The sequence below is a fragment of the Paenibacillus typhae genome (assembly GCF_900099765.1).
In the GTDB taxonomy this organism is placed as follows: Bacteria; Bacillota; Bacilli; order Paenibacillales; family Paenibacillaceae; genus Paenibacillus_AQ; species Paenibacillus_AQ typhae.
On record NZ_FNDX01000013.1, the window covers coordinates 1 to 16,405 of the forward strand.

Consider the following 16,405-nt stretch of genomic DNA (forward strand, 5'->3'; position numbering starts at 1 on the left):
GCCTCTGCTGACTTCTCACAGCAAGCTTTACTCCGTCGTTCGGATTTTTTTCCCTACTTGACGTCTGTGAGACCTCCCCGGGTAAGAGCGATAACTTTCCCCTCATCTATCTGCCACATTTACATCCTGGAATTCGGGCAGTATTGGACTTTGCTTTGTAGTGCAAGCTCGTCCGTCCCAGCATGCCTTCTATGTGATTTCTGTTCGTCAGACCGAGGGTTTGCCTCCGGCTTCCTTCAGATTCCGCCTCGCGGCGGACACCCTTGCCCTTGGCTAACAGTTCCTACTGCCAAGCCTGTAGCGGACTTTCACCGCCAAGTTATCGCCCATGCCGGGCGCACACCAAAGAAACCCAGGGTCTTCAGACGACCTGGGTTTCACGACATTCTGACGGAGGCCCTTAGGCCTCCGTTTTGCTCTCCACTTCCTGCCGACTCAGCAGCTGCCGTCTCCGCGATCCGAACTTCACCCAGACCCGGTTATCATCATCCCGGAAGAACCGGATCTTCACCCACTTCAGCGGTGTCCAGATTTCCTTGAAATAATAATTTGGCATAGGACTTCTCTCCCGGAAAATAACTAGATTTGAATCTAATTATAGACCGGGATAACTAATTTGTTTGTCAGAACCTGTCCGTGGAAATATGAAATGTTTTATGTTTTTTTGTCAGAATCAGTGAAACCAGCGCTTGATTTCCTGCAAGGACTCCTTGGCCTCGGGCCCATTATAGCCGAAGGCATTGCCGATCATTTTAATATACTCGTTAAAGGTAGTTTCCCGGCTGTAGCGGTCGCTCCACCACCATTTTGCGTTATAGCCTGAGTTCGCACTTACGTAAGTTAGCTGTGGGGTCTGCGAGAAATTGAGGAAGCGGCCAGCAAAAAACAACACAATAAGAATTAAGAAAACAGGCAAACATAGAAAGAATGATCTCTTAGTATGTTTGCCTGGATGTATATTGCATTTAGTTTTTTTCATTATTTTTAAGGCTATAGTAACTGACATACCAGTCAGTAAATCTCTGAAGACCTTCTTCAATCGAAGTACTTGGTTTAAAACCCACAGCTTCTTGCAGCAAATCAGTTGATGCATATGTAGCAGGTACATCTCCTGGTTTAATGGGTTCAAATATCTTCTTAAAGATAACTTCGCTACCTGTACTCCGACTTAAACATTTTTCTAAGGTCTCAATAAAGTTCATAAGTTTCTCAGGCTGGTTGTTACCGATATTGAAGACTCTATGCGGTACAGCTTCAGTAGATGCATTGCTCAGGATTCTTTGTACACCTTCAACAATATCGTCAATATAGGTGAAATCTCTATATAGATCGTTATCAAAATCCCCATTGTTAAAGATCTTGATAGATTCACCAGCAAAGTACTTCTGAGTGAATCCAAAATAAGCCATATCCGGCCGTCCCATCGGGCCATACACCGTGAAAAATCTAAGACCGGTTGCCGGAATTTTATAGAGATGACTATATGTATGGGCCATTAGCTCATTAGACTTTTTTGTAGCAGCATAAAGCGATTCAGGATGAATAACAACATCAGATTCTTCAAAAGGAACTTTTTTGTTCGATCCATACACAGAGCTTGATGAAGCATAAACAAGGTGCTCCACTGGATATGATCTGCAGGCTTCAAGTATATTAAAGAAACCAATAATGTTACTATGAATGTAAACATCCGGGTTTTCGATGGAGTAACGCACACCAGCTTGTGCTGCCAAATTCACTACTATGTTCGGACTAAACTCTTTAAATATATCCATAATTGAATTTTTTTCAGAAATATCCACTTTTATAAAGGTGAATTTCTCATAGGGAAATAGTAGCTTCAATCGATCTTCTTTAAGATTAGTATCGTAATAGTCGTTTATATTATCAATACCTATAACCGTACAACCCATATCAAGAAGTTTTTTGGCTAAGTTTGAGCCAATAAAGCCAGCAGCGCCAGTTATTAGATACTTTTTAGTCACATCCAAAGGTATATAGCTCAAAACTTCGTCTCCCTTATATGTAAATGTAAGATAGTTATCTCCCAATGGAGTAATATTCTATTCCTGTAGCTTTCATCTCTTCAACATGATATAGATTACGCCCATCATAAACCAAAGGTGTTCTCATCAGCTCTTTGAACATGTCTGGCGTGACAGCTTTAATCTCACTCCACTCAGTAAAAATAAAGCAGACATTAGCATTATCTAACGCAGCCTCAGGATTATCTACATAAGAGATATTTCCATTTCTGTTTTTGCCTTCAGGGAATTTTCTTGAAAAGTTGTTCTTACCTACAGGATCATAAGCATATACATCAGCTCCCTGATCTAACAACAAGGGGATATTCTCTAGCGATGCAGCTTCTCTTAAATCATCTGTGCCTGGCTTAAAGGTAAGTCCCAACACGGCCACCTTCAGTCCACTAAATGTAATTAATCTTTTTGAAGCCTTCTTATATAGAATGGTTTTCTGAGTGGTATTTACATCAATAGCAGCCTTAACCGTCTTCAGCTCATATCCATGCTGGCGTGCTAAATACTCTAGAGCTTTAGTATCTTTTGGAAAACAACTTCCGCCATAACCGATACCTGCGTTTAGGAATTTGCTGCCGATACGCTCATCATATGACATTCCCTTAGCCACATCCTGAATGTCAGCACCTACTAATTCACACAGATTAGCAATATCATTCATGTAGGATATTTTTAGAGCCAAGAAATCATTGGATGCATATTTAATCATTTCTGCAGATCTTCTTCTTACAGAAACAACGGGAATATTGAAGGGCTCATAAATATTCTTTAGAAGCTCCTCGGCCCATTCACTCTCGGTTCCAATAATAATTCTTGCAGCCTGCAATGTATCTTTCACAGCCGTACCTTGAGCTAAAAACTCCGGATTAGAAGCTACCTCGACTCTAATTTTTTTACCTTTTCCATTCCCATTGCCTGTTACGCCTTCAGCATCATAGGGCAAGAAATCATGAATAAATTGTTCTACTTTATCATTAGTTCCAACCGGAACTGTAGATTTAACGACAACAAGACAATCCTTCTCAATAGTCTCGGCAATTTGTCTAGCTACAGTTGCAATATAAGCCAAGTTTGCTGAACCATCTGGCTGTTCAGGAGTTCCCACACCAATAAAGATCGCATCGGCATTTCTATAAGCCTCAGCATAATCTGTTGTATAGTCAATTCTACCAGCAGCATAATTTTTTTGCATAAGTTCTTCCAGACCAGCTTCATAAATCGGAGAGACACCGGATTTCATTAACTGTACTTTGTTCTCATCAATGTCTACACAAGTTACACTATGACCTACCTCTGCGAAGCATACGCCTGCTACTAAGCCTACATAGCCAGTTCCGGCAACTGCTATTTTATACATAATCGATCATCCCTTACCTTCATCTTTAAATTTTAAATAGTTTCAACAATACCCAATAACAATAAAAAACTTCTTAGAACACTAAACACCAATAAAATCAATACTATTTCAATAAACAAAGGTTTTAGATAGCGGCTAATATTTATTTTAGTTGTTTTGAAAATAAAGCAAAAATAAACAACTTGTATTATACAAAAAGTTAAACTGAATAATGATACACTGATATAAACACTGTTAAATATTTTAGCACCTATCCAAATTCCAATTGTTATACCTATTAACTGAATTAGCCCGGAAACTAATAGATATTTTTGACGGTCGATTACAGTTGCAATGCCATCAACTGACATAGATAAGAATAAGAAAAAACCATAAAAAGTCATGATCCGCAAAATATTCGCTCCAATAATATACTCCGAACCAAAAAGAAGGAGAATGACTATGTCACCTATACAAAGCATTAATATGATTGGAATAAATGAAATTTTCATGGCCTTCGACAGCAATTTCAAGGTGTATTCTCCAATTTCTCCTCCCTTTCTTTTGATTTCAGATGCGGTTTGGAAAAAGACTTTTCCCAAGGAACTTGCTAGAAATGTAATTGGCATACCTAATACTCTCATTGAAATATAATAGTACCCCAATACTTTAGGTCCAAAAAACAAATTGATCAGTAATGTGGGCAACTGACCTTTAACCTGTAAAACTATGTTTGAAGGCATTTGGTAAGATACAAATTTATAATGTTTTTTACAAATCTGCACATAATCTTGCTTAGCAAAAGAAAAAAAGCCTTTGGGCAAAAATCGCTTCATATGAATTAAAGTAACAACTTGCCCCAAAATAATACATATATAATATCCGAATGAAACATAACCAGATAAACCAATAACCAATCCTATTAACAACACAACACCATTATTAATTATAGGATTTAACATTAGTAACTTGTACTGCTTTCTTCGATTAAGCCATGTATAGCATATTTTTATTTGTTGGGATGAAAAAATAAGAGCTGCTAACACTATAGCGACAAATAACGGGTTCTGATCAACCGATTCAAAGAATACGTTAGAAAAGAAAAAGAAAATCATTCCAAACAATAGGCTCATTCCTAAACTTATAGTTGAAACAATCTTATACACTTTTCCTGCTTCCTCTTCTTCCTCTTCTACCATTATTGCATTAGACATACCTAAATCTGAGAATGAGTTTATTATGACAGCTACAGATGTGAACAAAGCCATATTCCCCATAACAGTAGGACCGTAAATTCTTGTGAAAATCGGCAGTGAAATAATAGAAATTAGTTGACCTAAAATAGTGCCCAGTGATAACTTCCCAACATTTTTAAAATTTTCTGAAAATCTCTTAGTTACAAGATTCATATTTTGCTCACCTTGCTCAATCTTTCCTCAACTTGCACCTTTATATTGCATAAACAAGATATTAAACTCAAAAAACATATATAAGGTAAACTAAGATAAGTTACAGCACCAAAATCATTAATTAGCAATGAGAATATAAATACAATTGCAAACAGGTGGATACTATTTTTTGTTAATTTAAAACGCGTATAACATTTTTTAAGCATTAGAACAATACTAGCATAGTAGATGCCAAAGCCAATAATGCCAGTTGAAGCTAACAACTCTACGTAATTGTTGTGTGCATAGAGTCTAATTCCAATTGTTCTTTCAGCATAATCTCTAAATGCTCCAAATCCGTATCCAAAAATAGGATACTCATAAAAACAACGTATAGCACTTTCAAGTAGTAACCTTCTGACATTAAAGGAGTTATCAGATTCCTTCCCCTGTAAGCCTGAAATAAAACTTTCTAATCGCCTTCCGGCTGTAGAGGAAAAGTATTCATTATACATTAATAGTCTAAAAGCTATAATTAACATAATTAATGCAACTAGAATTTTTATTAAGCCAATAAGCAGCTTTTTTTTGCTTTGCGAATTAAAAAACATATAGAGAAGACCAAAAACAATCGGTATTAATATTGCTTTACGAATCCCACTTGAAACACATATAAAAAAAAGAAAAGCTATAATTACTATAATAACTTGTTTTTTTGTTGTCATTTTTTGTTGGTATAATAACCAAATAGCTATACACAAACTAATCATTAAATAGTATATAAACATTGTGTATTGGTTCCCAAATAATTCAGCACCAATTCTTGTGTATTTATTAAATCCTTGAATATCACTTATTACTGCCAAGAAAGAAACAATAATAGTACTCACTAAAAATGTTCCAAAAGCATTCTTAACTTTATTAAAAATTTGATCATTATGCTCCATAACATACCATGACAAAATATAGCTATAGAACAAAAAAGGTATAACCATAATTAAAATGGAATATGTAGAAGAGATATCTTTTGAAAAAAAAGTACTAACTAATCCATATAAAAGCAGCATTGTATATCCAGTATTAAATCCAGATGATTTTATAAACTTACTATTATATTTTATTAGCCTTATTAGCCCCAATATCGAAATTCCAATCAATATTAAAGCGAATATTTTATCTTCTATTAAATATTGAAAAGGGATAAGAAATATACCTATATTCAATATGTTAAATTTCTTCCTTGCAATACCTTTAAGAATCATTTTATCATTCCTTACTACTTTAGCGTTTTTATTCTCCATCAGAAAAATCCATTTTTTTCATAAAAGGAATATTACACAAAGAATTTGAATCCCTATATATCTGTGAATCCTCATACATAAATGAAAGAATATTGTGCTCCATAACCTCTAAGTATTTCTTGTACTCTATACTCCCATTATAATAATTACTATTTTCTGATATCATTTTATATTTGGGTAGATCGCTTGGTAAAAACTTATAGTGTAAAAGTGCGGCAAGGCATTCAGAATTTTTATTTTTATTAAATGGAAACAAAAAATGCGACCTACTTTGAATATCTCCTTTACTAAAATAGCAAAGCGGATACTTAGTTAACCATGGATTTTGATTAAACATTCTTTCTCTGGGTCCCCCAGTAATTAGCTCTATATAATCCCTTTCTTCTTTTTTGTAGCTATTTAAATCAAAATATATACATTGGGTTAGATAATCTTCATCATTATTTTGTAAGTAAAATGCATCTTCAGCGTACATATCAACCATTAACCCACGTATTCTAGTAATTGAATGATTAACACAATATTTAATTAAACATTCAATAGGGTACTCCTCCATTTGTTGATACACAAACAATTCATCAGAATCCACAATAAGGTACCATCTGTTTAAGCCATAATAAGCAATCAATCTGTTAATCCATGCCTCTCTTCTATTAGTTGTGTACTTATCGTCATTTGTAAACAAATCAATATCGGGTTGATCTTTTACCCATTCAGCAGTTCCATCAGTTGATATGTTATCAAGTATTGCGAAATGAGTAACCCCAATTCCCCTATGATGATCTACCATCTTCTTTAATTTCATGAGGTCATTTTTAACGACACATAATAGTATGACCTCTCTATTGTCGTAATTAAATTTTGATTGACTAACTAACTCTATATTATTCTCAAAAAAATCATATGCTACTTCACTTTCATTTAGATTTGACAAAATAAATTTTTTAAATGATCTATGCCAAACCTCTAATCCATCTTTAATATTTAAGCCATTAGTTTCTTTTACTTTCCTATCAAGTATATTTTTTGTTTTCACAATACTAAACGGCTTTCTAAAATTAGATATTTCTCGTAAATACAGCTTTGTTTTCAATGGTAATTTCGCAATAGCCTTCTTAATGATTTTCATTTTGAGTAACTCCTATATTTTATAAAATCATTCATATTTCACTTCGAAATCATTCTATATACAAAGGCATACAACTTACTACTACATGATAACATTAACAGTTGAATTAAATTTTTCCTGCTATAGACACGGCTATACATAAATCTCAAATCAATAGAATCTTTATATTCTTTTCGATGTAATTTTCCTGTTTTTATAGCACTCAAATACTTTGTCACCAAATTGTTCATTAACATTTTTTTTAATTCAACATTACCGACCTGCTCATAAAGACTCGACAATTCATTACATGTTTCAATAATATGTAAACCATTAACAGATAAGTCTTTACTCATAGTAATAGAGGAGCTCCTAATAATATAGTTATAAAATATAATATCTGTGCAAATCACATTGTTAGCCTTCAAGAGAACTCGCGGAGTAAACTGCTCGTCTTCATGTAATAATCCCACTTTAAATTCCAAGTTGTTCTTTTTCAAAAATTCATTTCTATACAAGTTTAGCCACACTGCCATGTGTAAGCTTTCCGTCTTTAATTCTTTTAGCATATAATTGGGTCCAGATAATAAAGCATAATTCTCGGTTCCTTTATGCATCAGATAAGTCGTTGTGTCATTATGAATTTTCCTCGCATTACCAATGATTAAATCAGGAGCATCAGAAGAAAACTGCTTAATGACATTGTATAATTTTTCGCATGCATCCAATTCAATATAGTCATCAGAATCAACAAAAAGCACGTACTCTCCCCTTGAAACTTTTAGTCCAAAGTTTCTTGCGTCTGACAACCCCCCATTCAATTTATGAATGACTTGAATTCTCTGATCCATATTTTCATATTTATCACAAATTGAAGAACTTCCATCTGTACTTCCATCATTAACTAAAATAATTTCTACGTTCCTATAAGTTTGATTAACTAGACTTTGCATGCATCGTTCTAAATATTGCTCAACATTATAAATTGGAACAACTATAGAAATTTGCGGATATTTCATAATCTAGATCTCCTCAACACCCTTAAGCATTAATTTGTAAGCTTCCAACACATTTTTCTCATTTGCAAACATTTTTCGATGACGAATAACAAATTGCAAGCAAAGCAATCGTGCCCATTTTTTTGAAATAAAATAAAATAATACTCCTTTATCCTTAAAAAACTTATCGTTATATCCTTTAAACCATGTAGATTCTTCTTGTTTCACATAACCAATAATGGTTGGATCAGTATATATCTTTAACCCTTTTTGTATGCATTCCGAAATAAAAAGACTATCTTCTCCACTGCCATACTTCGCGCCTCCACCAAAGAGTAAGGAGAAATATATGTTTGCTTGCTTTAATTTTTCTGTCCTAAAGGCAACCTTAACAGCCCCATACTTTAAGCAGTTATACCATCTTACTCTGCTTTTCTTTTTTATAATATGAGTTGGCCTTAAATGATTTTTACTTGGAACATTAAAGAATATCATATCTGCGTGAGGATTTTCCTCAAATGATTTAATGACAGCTTCTCTATACCCATCAATATAGATGACATCATCATCTGCTAATAGACTTATTTCTGCACTTGCTCTCATTAATGCATTATTTCTACTAAGTCCGATGCCTCGTTCATCAAAAGACAGAAAGTTAACCTTATAATCGTTAAATATCAGTGTATTTGAACAAAAGCTATCAGATTGATTAATTACAATAGCATCAGATTGAATATTCATCTCTTCAAGTAAACCAAGACCTTTTTGATTCATTGTAGAAATCAACACTTCCAAGTTCATGTTCAAGTTCCCTTTCAATTTTCTTACCTTTGATTTTCTATTAGCAGTGTACATATGATAATTCGAGATTTTTAATTTTCTATCTCGTGCTTTCTGCTTTTTCCCAAAATGGCTTTGCTTCCCCACTAATTATTTTATATACACCTACCCATTGAGCCAAGATAGTCACTAAATAATAATAGATTAGTGTTAGATACTTATTCTTTGATTTAGTAATAGCTCGATATAAACCTAATGAATAGATTAGTAATTGCCCAACTAATGCCATGGAATAAATAAAATGATCATCAACCAAAAAAATATTAGTCATCAATAAAACGAAGTGAGCTATCCAAAGCAAATACCTACAAGTTCTGTGCCCAAGATAAAAATAAGTAAACCACTTATATTTAACAACATTCAGAATTCTAAAATCAGGTAATATTTGAGATAAAAGAACCCTATTACTTCTGACCTTCCTTCCAAACTCATCTTCAATAACTTCTCCAGCTTTTTCATATGCTATAGCATCATGATTAGCAATAGCCCTCTTACCTTGTAAAGCATAATAAGGAGGCATAGCACTATCGTGACATTGAATTGGATTGAAATCATTGTAATCTTTTGTTCTACAAGCGTATAGTGCACCATTACCTGCAGTAATTGTCTGGATTCTGCCCTCAATTTCTCTCGATGCCAAATCACCATCCCAATAACTTGCTTCAGCACTGCTCACGTCACTAACATCGTGGTTAATTATTGAAAGCCGACCAGAAACGTAGGCAATTTCTTCAGAAGTGAAAGCAGCCATAAGTTCGCTTACAGCACTTTTGTCCATTATAGAATTTGCATCAGTCATAATTAAATATTCAGTTGTTACTGTTTTATGCGCTTCATTCTGAGCATTTGTTTTCCCCTTACGGGCTTTAACTTCGAATAACCTAATGTTATGTTCCGGAAAACTACGTATGAAATCTTTAACAATCTCATTTGTTTTATCCGTACTGTTATCAGATGAGACCAAGAACTCTATCAAGTCCTTTGGATATTCAAGACTCACAATATTATGGAGTTTGTCCAAAATTACCTTTTCTTCATTATGCGCCACAACCATAACTGTAACGGAGGGTGTGTGGCTAAAGTTTTTTTCAAGTCTCTTGGTTTTATACAAATTACTAATTACTTTTAAAGATAAGGGATACCCAATCATTGCCCATACAATTATAAATGCACTGATATAAAAAAGAATTTTCAACCAAACATCCATTCTTCCGCCCCCTCTGCAATGTGCATTAACTATCCGTTTGCAATCTTTTCGCTGGAACACCGACATAAGTTCCTGATTCATTTATATCTCTTAACACTACAGCTCCGGCCCCTATTTTTGATCCACTGCATATATTAATGTTATTGCTTACAACACAGCCAATTCCCAACCATGCACCTTTTCCAATCTTTACAGTTCCAGCTAAATGTACTCCAGGAGAGAGATGGGTATATTCTTCAATTACATTATCATGATCAATGCTGGAAGCAGTATTAACTATACAGCCTTTTCCTATAGAAGAAGAGTTGTTAATGACAACTCCTGCCATAATAACTGTGCCACGCTCTATTGTAACGTTAGAGCCAATAACAGCTTGAGGATGAATTAAAGAAATGACTGAAGCTCCTTGATGCTCTAGTTTACTCTGAATTCGCTCCCTTATCACATTACTTCCAATAGCGACAAAAAAATCAAAATCAGACAAATAATCATCAATCGCATTTGAACCACCTATAACTTTAAAGCCACTACACTCTCTAATAGATTGATCATCATCAACAAAAAAAATTTTTTCCCAATGGTTCATTGCCTTTCCAACATCTGCTGCTACTTTGCCATGACCACCGGCACCAATAATAACTAAGCCTTTTTTCATAATCTTACACTTTCATTGCTATTTCCACTATAAGGCTCTATAGTTACAGAGTTATTCGAATTAATTCCTTCTCTGATAAAAACCTTTTTAATAGTTAAAAAAATAATATTCCAATCTCTCGCAAATTCAATTTGGTCTACATATTTAACATCAAGATTAAATTTACTTTCCCAACTTAATGCATTACGGCCATTCACCTGAGCTAAACCAGTAAGTCCTGGCTTAACGTCATGTCTGCGTCTTTGTTGTTCGTCATACAGTGTCAAATACTGCACCAATAATGGTCTAGGTCCAACTATAGCCATGTCACCACGTACTATGTTCCATAACTCTGGAAGTTCATCTAAACTTGTTGAGCGCAAAAATTTCCCGAACGATGTAAGGCGTATACTATCAGAAAGCAATTCACCATTAGCATCACGTTCATCAGTCATCGTTCTAAACTTATACATTTTGAATATTTTCTCATTTAAGCCCGGACGTTCTTGAACAAACAATACAGGTCCACCTAATTTGATTCTTACTAGAAAAGCAACAATAATCAGAATTGGGCTAAGTAAAAGAAGTGCAATAGTTGAAAGCAAAATATCCTGCGGTCTCTTAATATATGTTGCATAAAACGCTTTTTTTCGATTCATTTTACTTCCACAACCCCTTAATCAATGCGCAAACTCGTTCCAAATCTGCATCCGTCATTTTTGTGTCTGAAGGTAAACATAGCCCATTCTCAAACAATTGTTCAGACACTGTACCTCCAACATAATCATACTCAGCAAAAAAAGGCTGCATATGCATCGGTTTCCAAATCGGTCTAGATTCAACATTGTTTTGTTCCAATGTTATCATGATGTCAAGCGGTCTTACTACCCCGCCTAACGTAATACAGCTTAGCCAGCAATTAGGCTCATTCCACTCGTTGATGGGCATAAATGTTATTCCATCAAGACCGCTCAGCTTTTCTTGATAATAATTAAATATGTATCTCTTTTTAGCAACACGCTCGTCCAATACTTTAAGTTGGCCTCGGCCTATTCCAGCAACAACATTGCTCATACGGTAGTTAAATCCAAGCTCACTATGTTGATAATGTCTAGCATGATCTCTTGACTGAGTAGCCCAAAATCTAGTCTTGGCAACTTGCTCTTCATTATTAGAAACCAGCATTCCGCCACCTGAGGTAGTAATAATTTTATTTCCATTAAACGAAAAAATTCCGTACTCTCCAAAAGTGCCGGTGTGTTTACCTTTATAGTAGGTTCCTAGTGATTCCGCAGCATCCTCAATTACCGGAACGTTATATCTGCTGCAGATATCCATAATTTTATCCATTTCAGCTGAAATTCCGTATAAATGTACGACTATAACAGCCTTAACATTTGGATATTTATTAATAGCCTCTTCTAACGCAGTTGGATCCATATTCCAAGTTTCCATGTTACTATCAATAAATACAGGGACAGCTCCCTGATAAATAATCGGATTTGCTGTTGCTGAAAAAGTTAAGGATTGACAGAAAACAATATCACCTGCCCCAACCCCAACTGCTCTAAGAGCTAAATGGATAGCAGCAGTACCTGTTGTAAGTGCTGCCGCTGCATTAATACCAATCTTTTCCGCCAATTCATTTTCAAACCCAGTGACATTAGCACCTAAAGGCGCAACCCAGTTGGTGTCGAAGGCTTCCTTAACATAATCCATTTCATAGCCTTCATCGCTCATATGTGGTGAAGATAACCAAATTTTTTCAACCATTTATTCTCCCCCTACGCTCTAAATTCAAGTCTATATAATATATTTACGGGTGCGTTAACAAACCAACCCTGTAGTATTCAATTAGAGAGATTAATGATTATTCCTATTCACCTTAATGCAAGAGCCTTACTTCTTTAAACAGGCTCTCTTAAATAAAGTTTTAATGAAATTTTAGTGTATAACCTCTATGAAATTTAGAGGTTATACACTAATCTTAATTCGCCAAACTTTCAGCCAATTTCATACCCTCTTGCAATTCAGCTTCAAAGGTTGCTCTGTACTGATTGATAATATCTGTACTGTAACCATTAGCAGTCAGTTGCTTCTCAGCATCAGCAACGATACTATTAAAACTAGAAGTGGAGGAAGCTAGTTGTTGCTTTCCCTGAGCAAGAAGACTGGATTTAGTGGCTTGATCTGTTGCTTGAACATATTGGAAGACAAGACTTACCAAAACTGAGCTACTTTGATTACGCAGTGCAGTGAGCTTAGCTTCTGTCTCACTTGTAATCTGCTCATATGTGACCTTCCCAGACTCAGCAGATCCGCCCCCGGTTGATGCCCCACTAGTTGGTGCAGGTGTAGCTGTAGCATAAGGATTGGCACCTCCTGTAGCTCCACTACTTGTTGAACCGCTATTTTGCTCCTGATAACCAGCAGATATAGCTGTAATGGTCTTAGTCTTCTGATCCCAAGTAATCTTATTGCCTACAGATTCAGAAAGAAAACGAAGCGGAACATACAATGAACCATTCAGCATGTAGCTATCCTGTCCTGAAGGTACTGCCTTCGCTGACCCATTGAACACATAGCTTGCTTTTACCTTGTTTAGCGAGATACTCTTTATCGTTGTTGCTATAGTGCTAGTATTCCCAGCGTTCATAAGATATTCTTTAATAACCACTAATTCCGTGCTGCTTGGTTCAGCGACAGTGACCTTCAGATTCTTGGCGTCCCAGCTGACACTCTTCTGTAAAGCATAGGAAACGAATCTGATTGGCACATAGGTAGTGTTGTTATAAATGAAGACATGTTGACCTGTTGGAGGCTGCATGCTTACTCCGTCAAACACCATCTTTACATCCATACTCTGTACTTTAATTGTGTCTTCGGCAGCTGCGGCAGTTGCTGATACCGTTACAGCAGATGCCGATATTGGCGCAGTGGCAGTTAGAGGTGCAGCACCAGTAAGTAATATTAATAGCAATGCAGCAGCCGGCAATTTCACTTTTGACATATCACTTACTCCCTCCTTCTTGTGCTTTAATCCGTTCTTCTTCAGCAATAATCTCTTTCTGGGTTTTCCCTTGACTTACACCATATTTCTTAGCGATCTGTGAGAGCTCATTGTACTGTTCTTCAGATACTTTACCAAGAATAATACTGCGCGCTTCCCGCTTATCTTCAATTGTTAATCCGCCTTTAGCAAGCTCTTGAAGGCGTTTAATATCAGAGATACTTAATTGGCTCATAACAATAGAAGCCACGTCTGCTTTGTCTTTGACAGTAACGTTATCTTGAATTTCCTTGGCCTTGTCTGTTGATACTTGGGCAGTGTACCCATCTGCAGATGCAGTAGGTTTGGCTGCAACTGGTGCACTTGTTGCTTCCCCTGCATTATCAGATGAATTCCCTTCGACGGCAGGTTTATCTGCACTATCATCTGGAGTAGCAGTGTTTGATGGAGCAGTTGTTGCTGTTGGTTCTGGCTCTGTGTTTCCTTCAACCACAACAGGCTCAACAACCTCACCTTGCGCTGCATTATTTGTAGTATCCTCTACCTCAAAGCCGCCTGCCATTGAATTCATCAGCTTATCTACGGCATAATTCGCCGCAAACAAACCGCCTACACCCAGCACCACAATTACCGACAATGTCCAGATTAAAACTTTCTTCCATCTTTTCACTTCATGTACCTCCACATACAATAGTTAGCTAATCGCCGCCTGAGCTACCGGCTGCATTGGCACAATCTGATTAATAACCTCACGTATGGCTTCTGGCTCTTCAGACAAGACGCGTTCCAATCGTTTGAATTCCAGCTCCAGCTGATTCTGACTGATGACATTTGGTTTACCTATAAATATACGGTCATGCTGAGTGGAACCGAGATTCTCTTCTGCTGTAAGCAATTCTTCGTACAGCTTCTCACCCTCACGAATACCCGAGAAGACGATGTTGATATCTTTGTAAGGCTCATAGCCGGACAAGGTAATCAGGTCTTCTGCGAGTGTCAGGATCTTCACAGGCTCACCCATATCCAGTACGAATACCTCGCCGCCCCTGGCGAAAGAACCGGACTGAATGACCAGCTGTACAGCTTCCGGAATCGTCATGAAGTAACGTACCATCTCCGGATGAGTAACAGTTACTGGTCCGCCAGCAGCAATCTGCTGCTTAAAGGCCGGAATAACACTTCCGCGGCTGCCCAGCACATTACCAAAGCGTACCGCAGAAAACTTCGTATTGCTTGTAGTATTGAGGCTCTGTACATACATTTCAGCAATCCGTTTCGTAGCTCCCATAACACTGGTCGGATTAACCGCTTTATCTGAGGAGATCAGAACAAATCGCTCTACTCCATACTTATCCGCACAATCTGCCACATTGCGTGTACCGAACACGTTATTCTTGATGGCCTCGGAAGGATTACGCTCCATCAGTGGCACGTGTTTATGCGCTGCCGCGTGAAAGACAACCTGCGGCTTGTGGCTCTCGAAGACCTCCATCATCCGGGTGCGGTCTTGTACATCGGCAATGACAGTCACAATCGAAAGCTCCGGGAAGCTCTTTCGGAGTTCCATCTCTATTGTGTAAATACTGTTCTCGCCATGACCGAGGATCAGCAGCTTGTCCGGTGCAAAAGGTGAAATCTGGCGGCAAAGCTCGGACCCGATAGAACCTCCGGCACCCGTAACTAATACCGTCTTATTGTGTACATAACCTAGGATACTGTTCATGTCAGCCACGATAGGCTCACGCCCAAGCAAGTCTTCTACACTAACATCGCGCAGCTTCTTGATGGATACCTTTCCGGTGATTAGATCACTAAGCGCAGGAATAATCTTCAGCTTCACTCCGGTTGTCTTGGACAAACTTACAATCTCGGAAATTTCACTTCGCGATACCGAAGGCATGGCAATAATAATCTCGTGAATGCCCCGTTCTTTCACGATCCTTGGAATATCATAGCGGTTCCCCAGTACCGGAACTCCAAGGATCTTTAAATGGAGTTTATCGGCACTGTCGTCAACAAAACCAATCAGACGAGTATTGGCAAAGGATGCGCCCTTTAACTCTCTGGCAATCAATATCCCGCAATCTCCTGCTCCGACGATTAAGGTATGCACCTCGGTATCTACACTGTTAAATCTGCCTCTGCGGAAGACTCTCCAGAATAGACGGACGCCACCCACCAGGAGAAGAATAGTCTCAACTGAACGCACCTCAATACTGAAAGGGACACGTGACGGAAGCATAACAAAAGCTACTGCGTATGAGATTACCGCCCCTACTACAATAGCCTTCATGACCGATACAATCTCGCCAATACTGGCGTACTGCCACATTCTTCGATACAATCCGAAATAAATTAGGCTCCCCCCAAAAGATATGGTGCAGATTAACCCGTATAACAGCATCTGTACAACATATTCCTGAGGAATATCATTATAAAAACGGAACAGGTAAGAAGTCACGATGCTGAACCATATGATGGCAAGATCAATCATGAACAACATGAACACTCTGGTTTTCGCTGTCATTTTTAGTGCCTCCAAAA

The 16,405-nt window shown here is 37.1% G+C and carries 15 protein-coding genes; all 15 read right to left on the reverse strand.

What is annotated here, in order from left to right:
• Positions 1–400: 400 nt before the first annotated feature.
• Positions 401–556, reverse strand: coding sequence for a hypothetical protein (locus tag BLR64_RS30320; RefSeq protein WP_167360672.1), 156 nt, complete (start codon positions 554–556; stop codon positions 401–403).
• Between the two features lie 409 nt (positions 557–965).
• Complete coding sequence (locus BLR64_RS13260; protein ID WP_090714784.1) at positions 966–2,006, reverse strand: SDR family NAD(P)-dependent oxidoreductase; 1,041 nt, start codon at positions 2,004–2,006, stop codon at positions 966–968.
• Between the two features lie 34 nt (positions 2,007–2,040).
• Positions 2,041–3,396, reverse strand: coding sequence for a UDP-glucose dehydrogenase family protein (locus tag BLR64_RS13265; RefSeq protein WP_090714785.1), 1,356 nt, complete (start codon positions 3,394–3,396; stop codon positions 2,041–2,043).
• Between the two features lie 32 nt (positions 3,397–3,428).
• The gene (locus BLR64_RS13270) at positions 3,429–4,784 is read right to left on the reverse strand and encodes an oligosaccharide flippase family protein (protein WP_090714787.1); all 1,356 of its coding nucleotides are present in this window, start codon (positions 4,782–4,784) and stop codon (positions 3,429–3,431) included.
• Positions 4,781–6,064 (reverse strand): O-antigen ligase family protein, encoded by a 1,284-nt coding sequence (locus BLR64_RS13275; protein WP_090714788.1) that lies wholly within the window; start codon positions 6,062–6,064, stop codon positions 4,781–4,783. The genes BLR64_RS13270 and BLR64_RS13275 overlap by 4 nt, the downstream gene beginning before the upstream one ends.
• Positions 6,054–7,193 carry a glycosyltransferase family 2 protein gene (locus BLR64_RS13280; protein WP_090714790.1) on the reverse strand — a complete coding sequence of 380 codons (1,140 nt, stop codon included), beginning with the start codon at positions 7,191–7,193 and terminating at the stop codon, positions 6,054–6,056. Before BLR64_RS13280 ends, BLR64_RS13275 begins: the two co-directional genes overlap by 11 nt.
• Positions 7,194–7,231: 38 nt before the next feature.
• A complete protein-coding gene (locus BLR64_RS13285; protein WP_090714791.1) occupies positions 7,232–8,191 on the reverse strand; it encodes a glycosyltransferase in 960 nt (319 codons plus the stop codon).
• A 3-nt stretch (positions 8,192–8,194) separates the two neighbouring features.
• Complete coding sequence (locus tag BLR64_RS13290) at positions 8,195–8,971, reverse strand: glycosyltransferase family A protein (RefSeq protein WP_090714792.1); 777 nt, start codon at positions 8,969–8,971, stop codon at positions 8,195–8,197.
• Between the two features lie 79 nt (positions 8,972–9,050).
• Entirely contained in the window at positions 9,051–10,217 is a 1,167-nt protein-coding gene (locus BLR64_RS13295) for a glycosyltransferase family 2 protein (RefSeq protein WP_090714794.1), read from the reverse strand.
• Between the two features lie 25 nt (positions 10,218–10,242).
• Positions 10,243–10,872, reverse strand: a complete 630-nt coding sequence (locus BLR64_RS13300) for an acetyltransferase (RefSeq protein ID WP_090714795.1) — start codon at positions 10,870–10,872, stop codon at positions 10,243–10,245.
• Complete coding sequence (locus tag BLR64_RS13305; protein WP_090714797.1) at positions 10,869–11,510, reverse strand: sugar transferase; 642 nt, start codon at positions 11,508–11,510, stop codon at positions 10,869–10,871. The genes BLR64_RS13300 and BLR64_RS13305 overlap by 4 nt, the downstream gene beginning before the upstream one ends.
• A gap of 1 nt (position 11,511) precedes the next feature.
• Positions 11,512–12,624, reverse strand: coding sequence for a DegT/DnrJ/EryC1/StrS family aminotransferase (locus BLR64_RS13310; protein WP_090714798.1), 1,113 nt, complete (start codon positions 12,622–12,624; stop codon positions 11,512–11,514).
• Positions 12,625–12,838: 214 nt separating this feature from the next.
• Positions 12,839–13,861: a copper amine oxidase N-terminal domain-containing protein gene (locus BLR64_RS13315; RefSeq protein WP_090714800.1), complete on the reverse strand. Its 1,023-nt coding sequence runs from the start codon at positions 13,859–13,861 to the stop codon at positions 12,839–12,841.
• A gap of 1 nt (position 13,862) precedes the next feature.
• Positions 13,863–14,531 carry a RodZ family helix-turn-helix domain-containing protein gene (locus BLR64_RS13320; RefSeq protein ID WP_090714801.1) on the reverse strand — a complete coding sequence of 223 codons (669 nt, stop codon included), beginning with the start codon at positions 14,529–14,531 and terminating at the stop codon, positions 13,863–13,865.
• Between the two features lie 24 nt (positions 14,532–14,555).
• Positions 14,556–16,388 carry a polysaccharide biosynthesis protein gene (locus BLR64_RS13325; RefSeq protein WP_090714804.1) on the reverse strand — a complete coding sequence of 611 codons (1,833 nt, stop codon included), beginning with the start codon at positions 16,386–16,388 and terminating at the stop codon, positions 14,556–14,558.
• Positions 16,389–16,405: the final 17 nt, after the last annotated feature.

What these genes read in the sequence shown, in the direction of transcription:
- BLR64_RS30320 (WP_167360672.1), bottom strand. Translation starts at nt 556, where the DNA reads ATGCCAAATTATTATTTCAAGGAAATCTGGACACCGCTGAAGTGGGTG.
- BLR64_RS13290 (WP_090714792.1), bottom strand. Translation starts at nt 8,971, where the DNA reads ATGAACTTGGAAGTGTTGATTTCTACAATGAATCAAAAAGGTCTTGGT.
- BLR64_RS13305 (WP_090714797.1), bottom strand. Translation starts at nt 11,510, where the DNA reads ATGAATCGAAAAAAAGCGTTTTATGCAACATATATTAAGAGACCGCAG.
- BLR64_RS13295 (WP_090714794.1), bottom strand. Translation starts at nt 10,217, where the DNA reads ATGGATGTTTGGTTGAAAATTCTTTTTTATATCAGTGCATTTATAATT.
- BLR64_RS13265 (WP_090714785.1), bottom strand. Translation starts at nt 3,396, where the DNA reads ATGTATAAAATAGCAGTTGCCGGAACTGGCTATGTAGGCTTAGTAGCA.
- BLR64_RS13310 (WP_090714798.1), bottom strand. Translation starts at nt 12,624, where the DNA reads ATGGTTGAAAAAATTTGGTTATCTTCACCACATATGAGCGATGAAGGC.
- BLR64_RS13285 (WP_090714791.1), bottom strand. Translation starts at nt 8,191, where the DNA reads ATGAAATATCCGCAAATTTCTATAGTTGTTCCAATTTATAATGTTGAG.
- BLR64_RS13300 (WP_090714795.1), bottom strand. Translation starts at nt 10,872, where the DNA reads ATGAAAAAAGGCTTAGTTATTATTGGTGCCGGTGGTCATGGCAAAGTA.
- BLR64_RS13325 (WP_090714804.1), bottom strand. Translation starts at nt 16,388, where the DNA reads ATGACAGCGAAAACCAGAGTGTTCATGTTGTTCATGATTGATCTTGCC.
- BLR64_RS13315 (WP_090714800.1), bottom strand. Translation starts at nt 13,861, where the DNA reads ATGTCAAAAGTGAAATTGCCGGCTGCTGCATTGCTATTAATATTACTT.
- BLR64_RS13270 (WP_090714787.1), bottom strand. Translation starts at nt 4,784, where the DNA reads ATGAATCTTGTAACTAAGAGATTTTCAGAAAATTTTAAAAATGTTGGG.
- BLR64_RS13280 (WP_090714790.1), bottom strand. Translation starts at nt 7,193, where the DNA reads ATGAAAATCATTAAGAAGGCTATTGCGAAATTACCATTGAAAACAAAG.
- BLR64_RS13275 (WP_090714788.1), bottom strand. Translation starts at nt 6,064, where the DNA reads ATGGAGAATAAAAACGCTAAAGTAGTAAGGAATGATAAAATGATTCTT.